Annotated in this window: 9 protein-coding genes; 8 read left to right on the forward strand and 1 reads right to left on the reverse strand. The window is 37.9% G+C overall.

Annotated elements, in window-relative coordinates:
- From ACH0QE_RS24865 to ACH0QE_RS24890, 6 genes are all read left to right on the forward strand, one after another.
- The coding region (locus tag ACH0QE_RS24865; RefSeq protein WP_415803112.1) for a type IV secretory system conjugative DNA transfer family protein at positions 1-590 on the forward strand (590 nt) is incomplete at its 5' end.
- A gap of 158 nt (positions 591-748) precedes the next feature.
- Positions 749-949 (forward strand): hypothetical protein, encoded by a 201-nt coding sequence (locus ACH0QE_RS24870; RefSeq protein ID WP_415803113.1) that lies wholly within the window; start codon positions 749-751, stop codon positions 947-949.
- 37 nt (positions 950-986) lie between these two features.
- The gene (locus ACH0QE_RS24875) at positions 987-1397 is read left to right on the forward strand and encodes a hypothetical protein (RefSeq protein WP_415803114.1); all 411 of its coding nucleotides are present in this window, start codon (positions 987-989) and stop codon (positions 1395-1397) included.
- A 2-nt stretch (positions 1398-1399) separates the two neighbouring features.
- Positions 1400-1615: a hypothetical protein gene (locus ACH0QE_RS24880; protein WP_415803115.1), complete on the forward strand. Its 216-nt coding sequence runs from the start codon at positions 1400-1402 to the stop codon at positions 1613-1615.
- Between the two features lie 236 nt (positions 1616-1851).
- Positions 1852-2022, forward strand: a complete 171-nt coding sequence (locus tag ACH0QE_RS24885) for a hypothetical protein (RefSeq protein WP_415803116.1) — start codon at positions 1852-1854, stop codon at positions 2020-2022.
- Between the two features lie 180 nt (positions 2023-2202).
- The gene (locus ACH0QE_RS24890) at positions 2203-2877 is read left to right on the forward strand and encodes a Rep protein (RefSeq protein WP_415803117.1); all 675 of its coding nucleotides are present in this window, start codon (positions 2203-2205) and stop codon (positions 2875-2877) included.
- 474 nt (positions 2878-3351) lie between these two features.
- Here ACH0QE_RS24890 and mobQ read toward each other — a convergent pair whose 3' ends face one another.
- A complete protein-coding gene (mobQ, locus tag ACH0QE_RS24895; RefSeq protein WP_415803118.1) occupies positions 3352-5283 on the reverse strand; it encodes a MobQ family relaxase in 1932 nt (643 codons plus the stop codon).
- A 320-nt stretch (positions 5284-5603) separates the two neighbouring features.
- Here mobQ and ACH0QE_RS24900 point away from each other — a divergent pair, with 320 nt between their 5' ends.
- Positions 5604-5930, forward strand: a complete 327-nt coding sequence (locus ACH0QE_RS24900; protein ID WP_415803119.1) for a hypothetical protein — start codon at positions 5604-5606, stop codon at positions 5928-5930.
- Positions 5908-6991, forward strand: a 1084-nt coding sequence (locus ACH0QE_RS24905; protein WP_415803120.1) for a type IV secretory system conjugative DNA transfer family protein, incomplete at its 3' end; no start/stop codon positions are given. The genes ACH0QE_RS24900 and ACH0QE_RS24905, both read left to right, overlap by 23 nt.

The raw sequence follows: 6991 nt of genomic DNA on the forward strand, positions 1-6991 counted from the left end.
ATAGCATGATTTATCTTCAAGTTTCAGAAGCACGATTGAAGCAGTATGGAGAGATTTTCACTGTTATAATTGGTCAATTTTTACGCTATCTTACGAACCGAGAAGAAGCCAAAAACCCTCCTGTTTTAATCATGTTGGACGAGTTCCCTCGATTGGGAAAAATGTCGGAAATTGTCGGAGGATTAGCAACCTTAAGAAGCCGAAATGTTCACCTTATGCTTATCATTCAATCGCTTACGCAACTTGACACGATCTACGGAAAAGACGAGCGAAAAGTCATTGTCGATAACTGTTCATTCAAGCTTGTAATCAATGCAACAGACACCGAAACGCAAAAATATTTCTCTGATATGGCAGGGCAAAAAACGGTCAAATTAAAGACTTTCTCACAAGGGGAAGGGTATCGCAAAGAGCAGACCTTTACCACGTCAGAACAGGGTGTTCCGTTAATTCGTCCAGAAGAATTTGGGGTACTCGAAAAGCCGATTTTATTTGCTTATCGGTTAAGACCTGCGGAACTAGATCGTTCGTTTTGGGATCAGGATTCCGAAATGAGAATGTTAGTTGACAGTAGAGCAGAAGTATCCTAATCCTTATAGACCACTAGTTGCCTTAATGGCAACCTTTTAGCCTTTAGGGCAAGTTTTCGATTCGTGCGATTCGCTCCGTTTAAAAAGGCTGATTCGTACGAATCCATGATTATCAAGGGTTTTGACGACTAATTTATTAAATTTGAGGTGGAATTTTCATGTTAAAAGCACATGAAATTTTAGGTACAGACAAACCGATTTTTAAAGAAAAAAGACCTGAATATTTTTTCTATGATGAAATTGTACATCTGAATGAAAACCCTGAAAAATATAGTGTTGTCGGCTATGCTCAAGTAATAAAATTCAAACAAACTTTCTTTGAACCTGTTTACTCTCTTGATAAAAGTTACTTTAATTGATATAATAAAAGTAACTTAAATTAAAGGAGAATGTTATATGGGTGCTAGAGGGATTCTTGATTTATACGATTTTCATGTAAAAATGTATGATGCTCGTTGGAATGGCGAAAGCGATTTGTATGTGAGTTTTAAGCAACTGGAAGATGATTTTGTAGCTTTGGCAACAGAGGTTGGCTTGGGTTTAGAAAAGATCAATGAAATGTTTGGTCAGCTTTATATTCCACCTTACCAGTATGATATGTTGCCGGAGCATTTGAAAAACTCAAATTCGGCTTACAGAGAAAGAGCCGGTCGCCCTACTCTTGGAGTAACAAAAAAGGTTTCTATCACCCTTCCTAGCGACATTTGGGGGAAGATAGAGAGGGAAATTTCAGGAGATGAAGATGTAAAATCTATGTCTGCATATTTCCGTAAGATGGCTTTAGATCACTTCAAGGGGCGAGTGTGAAAATGAAAAAGTTGCTGATCTACAAAGAGAATGACGATTTTGTCATTGAGAGAGTAAATGAATTTAACCATGCTTTTAAACGAACTTTCATAAGTGAACAGGGTCTTTTAGAGGGATTGCAGGCTTATCGGCTAGTCATAAGTGAATACGAACTGGAAGTATCAGACGAATTGTGGTCTATGGTTCTGAACTTCCTGAATAGCAAGGAAATGCAATGAACTGTAAATATTGCGGTTCACTAAATGAAAATACTGATAACTGCGGTTTTTGTGACGCTCCTTTGAAGAAGCAGCGTCCACAATTAAAAGATTTTGTGTACTTGGAACAGGCGGAATTGCCCTTCGCTCAGCTGTCGCTATTTCACACTTATGATTTGTTGATTTTGCTTCGATTGGTGAGAGAGGAAAGGACGAAATGCTATCACCTCATGAGAAGCGTTCAGAAGGGTTCAGAATTGATTGAAATTGATTCTGACACTTTAGCCTTTGGAGAAAGTGAATATAGGCGTTATACGGCTCGTATGAAGGTTATAGAGGGTATCTTAATTGATCGCATGGGTTACAAACCAAAAAGAGTTGACGATAAATTACTTGAGAGCCTTAGAGTAAAGATCGAAAATGGCTAGAAAAAAGGTGAATTTATTGATATTGTCGAAATATAGAAAAACGAGAAAAACCGCCCTGTCTTTGGTCGGATAGGCGGTTTCTCGAAACGTGCAAGGGATTAGACCCTTTTATATACTTTTGAATATTTATATTCTACCATATCGGGTTTAATTCCTGCTACATAAGGGAGAGAAAAAGTAGTGGGAAAAAATGTTATAGACTTTGAACAAGCTGAAAGAAATGCTAGAAAAAGAGATTTTGAGAAAGATTCAGAAGCTAGATTAAGAGCAGAAGAATTAAAAAAATCGTTACTAGACCAATTAAAAGAACTTACTGGTGAGGAACATTTTATCGGAACCAGTAAAGACCCATTTGCAGGGGAGCCATTTAATCAGACCATGCATAGGAACTTAGATTTATTAAATAGAATTGGGTATCTTAATCAAGCCGAAGGTGATTTCTTATTCAGGATTCAAGCCTATTTAGAATTTAAAAGTAATGTGATTATTTGCAGGGAAGATAAGTTTAAAAAGAAAAAGAAAAATGTTGAAGATGATTTTGAAATCCCTAAATCTGCAACGGTTTCAGATATTGCTGAAATGATTGGTAAATCTCGCAGACAAACGTCTGAAATAATGAATTCTTTGAAGGAAAAAGAGATTTTACTTAATCCCGAAGGGGCAGGACAAATTATTGAAAATGGACGTACTGTTAGTCCTAGAACATGGATTGTAAATCCTTATATTATGATTTGTGCACCTAGAAAAAATAATGTTCAATTGGACAAACTGACCATGAGATTATTTCAACATTCTTTGAAGAACCTTAAAGATCAGAATGGTAAAAAGGTAACTTTGCCTGCTAGATTTTTTTAATAAAGATTTTAGATTGTATCTGAAAATGATACGGTCTTTTTTATTATTTGGAATTTTTTAGGTGTGCGGAATTCCTCTCACTTTTACCCTAAAATGAGAGGAAAACCTCACACCCTAAAAAGTACAACAAACCTAGTCATATCAACGCTTTAACCCCCTTTTAACAAACTCTCTCTATTATCACTATTGTTTAATAGCAATTCGCCCTTTGTTTTGCAACACCTAATTTTGTTTATTTTTCGTATCTGCCCTAAAGGCTAAAAGGTTGCCATTAAGGCAACCAAAAACCGTCCGTAAGGAGGGGGGTTCTGAAATAGAACAGGGTATAGAGCAAACAAAAATAGACCTCTCCAATATTGGAAAAGTCTATCTTGTTCCATAAGTGTTACCAGCCACTTATGAAGGTTTCAAAAAAATTGGAAGGTCTATTCCTAGAGCCAACCCCTCTTAGGTCGGTAAGAAACATTGTATCATTTAACGCTCTAATTCATGCGTTTTTTGCCCTCTGTAGCGTTCTTTCTCTTGTCGCTTCTGTTCCCTATTCTCACGTTGTTGAGCCTGTTCTACACCCTGTACAATGCCTTGTAGGAAGTCTGTGCCAAAACCATGACCGCCTTTATGGTTTCCTGAATCGTAATCTTGAATGGCTTGCTCCATTTTCGGCTTTTCTGGAAGTGCTTCTTGTAATTTTTCCTTGTAATTATTAAAGCTTTCCTTGTCCTTGAAGCCTAATTTTTCGATGGCTGCCTTATACTGATCTCGTTTTTCTAAATCCCTTGTATGCTCGTTTTTGGCTTCTTTGGAGAAAAGCATTTTCCCTTTCAGGAATGGGTTATTTTCGGTTTTCTCAATCTTCTTTTCAACCTCATGTAATCCTTTGTAATAGGCTTCGGCAGTATTCACTCGCTGATTTGCCTGATCGATCACTTTGATTTTGCCCTGCAATTCATCAATCTTTTCACCACGAGCCTTGATGGTCGATTTAATGCTATCAATCGGAATCGTTTTCCCTGCTTTGTCATTAACCTCTTTCAGCTTCATGGCGGTTTCATATCTCATGTACTGACCAGCAGTTTTCAATTCAGGATATTGTGAAGCTACTTCTCGAATTTGCCCTTGTTTTATAGCTTTTTCTGCATTGTCTAAAGTGCTTTTTTGCTCTCTGATTTCTTGCTTCTGCTTATAGATACTAGAAACTTTTTCTTCTCGTTCATTCTTGAACTCTCTAGCCTTTTCAAAAAATTGATCATTGGTAGAGAATTTTAATTTATCCCTGTAATAATCAAGCTTCTGATCGTGGTAGTCATAATCTTTTTGAAGTCGCTCAATGCCCTTTTCACAACGTTCTTTAGTGAGCCTGTTTTCCTTTATTTTCAATGGGTTTAGCCAATTTATATTTTTAATTTCATTTTGGTTTCGGTCGATTTGAGATTGAATATTATCTTGCCTATTGATATGACCATGTGCCTTTTCAAAGGCTTCTGATTTCCAATTCAAATAGCTTTCTGACTTAGAAATTCGTTGTTCCCATTGGTCAATCTGTTGTCTGCGTTCCTCAATTTTTTCAAGGGAAACAAAGCCTTTCACGACAGGAACGGCTTTTTTAATGTCCACCTTTTCGGCAGCGGTCAAGAAATTTTGTTGTTTCTTCTCCTGGGCGATCTCTTTCTGCAGAACCTGTTTTTCCTCACGATATTTTTGCAGGTCCACAACTAAACGGTTATATTCTTGGCGGTCACGATTGATATTTCCTCGATCAGACACTTTCCCTTCCTTCTCCATTGCAGAAGCAACGTGGCCAAGATGAACAGTTGGCATTTGTTCAAGTCCACGTGCTTCATGTGAAAGGTGGGAAATACGTTCCTGAATACCCTCTTTTTCAAGTGCTTTATTGGCATGATCTGCCCATTGTTCTCTCCATTGGGTTAATAATTCTCGGTCGTTCCAGTCACGATTTTTAACGGTGAAGCCTTCCTCTGAAATTTCTCTTGTTGTCATCATAACGTGAGCATGAGGATTTTCTTTATCGTCTCGGTGAATGGCAATATCAGCTACCATTCCCTTATTTACAAATTCGGTTTGAACATAATTTTTAATTAATTCGGTTTGTTGCTCATTGGATAATTCTCTTGGTAAAGCAACATTGATTTCTCTTGCCAATTGGGAATTTTTGCGTGTCTCTGATTTCTCAACTTCATTCCATAAACGATTACGATCTTGCACCCATTCAGGGGCATGAGAAGGAGAAAGAATCATGGTTTCAGGTTGCACTTTTCGAGCATAGTATTTTGTTTCTCCTGTGCGTTCATCTTCCAATCGTTCGCCTGAACGATAAGAAGCAGAAGCAACAGCCGATTGCCCTTTGCTTCGTGAAATAACTTGTGCGGAAAAGTGATAGATAGCCATTGATTAATCCTCCTTTCATAGTCGCTACACGCATACCCTTTTGACCGAAACGGAAAGTGAAGAATCGCAAGATTGTTCACTTTATGTTTTGGCTTCGCCGATAGGCGATAATGCTTTTTTCCACTTCCGTTAGGAAGGGGATTGGTTTTTGTTCCGAAGGAACCGCACACAAACGAAGTTTGTATAAGTGCGCCCTTGCTCTTCGATCTTCGGGAATCAGTGCCACACTCCATTGTGGCGATTCTTGCTCTTTGTCTAGTATTCTAGCACTAGTTTAGATATAATTAAAGAAAAATATGGCAATGCAGGAGGGTTTTAGAATGGCTCGTAAATCTGACGAAGAAAGATTAAGAGAATTAGAAGAACAAATGGAGAAGATAAAGGCTAGAAAAGAACAAGTGGCTAGCCGATTAAAAGAGAAAGAGAGAAAAGCAAGAACAAAGCGATTGATTGAAATAGGAGCAATTTTCGAGAAGCATTTTGATATTGAAGGAGGTCAAGAAGAAGCTGAAAAATTAGCACTAGGATTTAAGCAATCAGTTTTGAAAAATAAAGAGAAAGTCCTATCCATGTCAAAAGAACAAATTGAACAAGCAAACAAAAATAGAATAGGAGATCAAAAACGTGAAGAAGCTACCGTTAAGTAAGATTTTTATAGTTTCAGTTTTCGTTGGGGTGGTTGTTAAAGGAATTGCAGGGGGCAGGGGAGTAAAAGCAGTCCTCTTAAATTTAGTAGCTACTTTCGCCTTAACTTTTGGAGTAAGTATGATTCTACCTCCATTTTCTCTGATAGGGGATTTAGTAAATTTATATCTTTGGGTCGGTATGATCTACACGATTGCAGTTCACTGGAGAGATAAAGATATTGATAGTGAGGGAGCTTTAGGGAAAGCGACTTTCTCCACTATGAAAGATTTGCAGAATGAGGGTCTAGTAGGTGCAGGGGTTGTTTTAGGAAAAATGAACGGTCAACTAATCGAAAAACCTTCTAAAAAAGAAGGTCATACGCTTGTGATTGGTGGAACAGGAACAGGAAAAACAAGAGGGCATGGGATTCCAACTTTAGTCCGTTGGGAGGGTACAGGATTAGTCGTTGATATTAAAGGCGAATTGAACCAAAAGACCGCCCATTTGAAGCCGAATTCTATTATTTTTTCTACCGAAAAACAACTAGCGAGATATAATCCTTTGGATTTTGTGAAGGAGATCGAGGACGTTCAGGAAATCGGTAGAAATATGTTCCCTGTACCACAAAAAGGAGATCCATTTTGGGTGCAATGTGCTCAATCCGTTTTCGCGGCTGCGTGTTGGGAATATCGAAATGAAAAAAGCTTTGCCGAAGTGGCTCAATTTTTATGCAGTATGCCAGGGCAAGAAATTATTCAAATCCTTCTCGCCAGTGAGCAAATGGAGACTCGTATTCTTGCGAATACCGTTACCGATCTGAAGCCTGAAGCATTGGCAGGAATTTTTGCAGAGATCAGAGGGAAATTGGCTACAATTGCAGTTGATAAAACGATTCAATATGCCACTTCTAAAAGTGATTTTAGTCCTGAAGATATTGAAAATAGCATGATTTATCTTCAAGTTTCAGAAGCACGATTGAAGCAGTATGGAGAGATTTTCACTGTTATAATTGGTCAATTTTTACGCTATCTTACGAACCGAGAAGAAGCCAAAAACCCTCCTGTTTTAATCATGTTGGACG

Origin of the sequence: Mesobacillus sp., from assembly GCF_047739415.1 — a bacterium.
Classification (GTDB): domain Bacteria; phylum Bacillota; class Bacilli; order Bacillales; family Cytobacillaceae; genus Mesobacillus.

Excerpts from the sequence above, each read along its gene's own strand:
- ACH0QE_RS24870 (WP_415803113.1), top strand. The coding sequence starts at position 749 with ATGTTAAAAGCACATGAAATTTTAGGTACAGACAAACCGATTTTTAAA.
- ACH0QE_RS24875 (WP_415803114.1), top strand. The coding sequence starts at position 987 with ATGGGTGCTAGAGGGATTCTTGATTTATACGATTTTCATGTAAAAATG.
- ACH0QE_RS24880 (WP_415803115.1), top strand. The coding sequence starts at position 1,400 with ATGAAAAAGTTGCTGATCTACAAAGAGAATGACGATTTTGTCATTGAG.
- mobQ (WP_415803118.1), bottom strand. The coding sequence starts at position 5,283 with ATGGCTATCTATCACTTTTCCGCACAAGTTATTTCACGAAGCAAAGGG.
- ACH0QE_RS24900 (WP_415803119.1), top strand. The coding sequence starts at position 5,604 with ATGGCTCGTAAATCTGACGAAGAAAGATTAAGAGAATTAGAAGAACAA.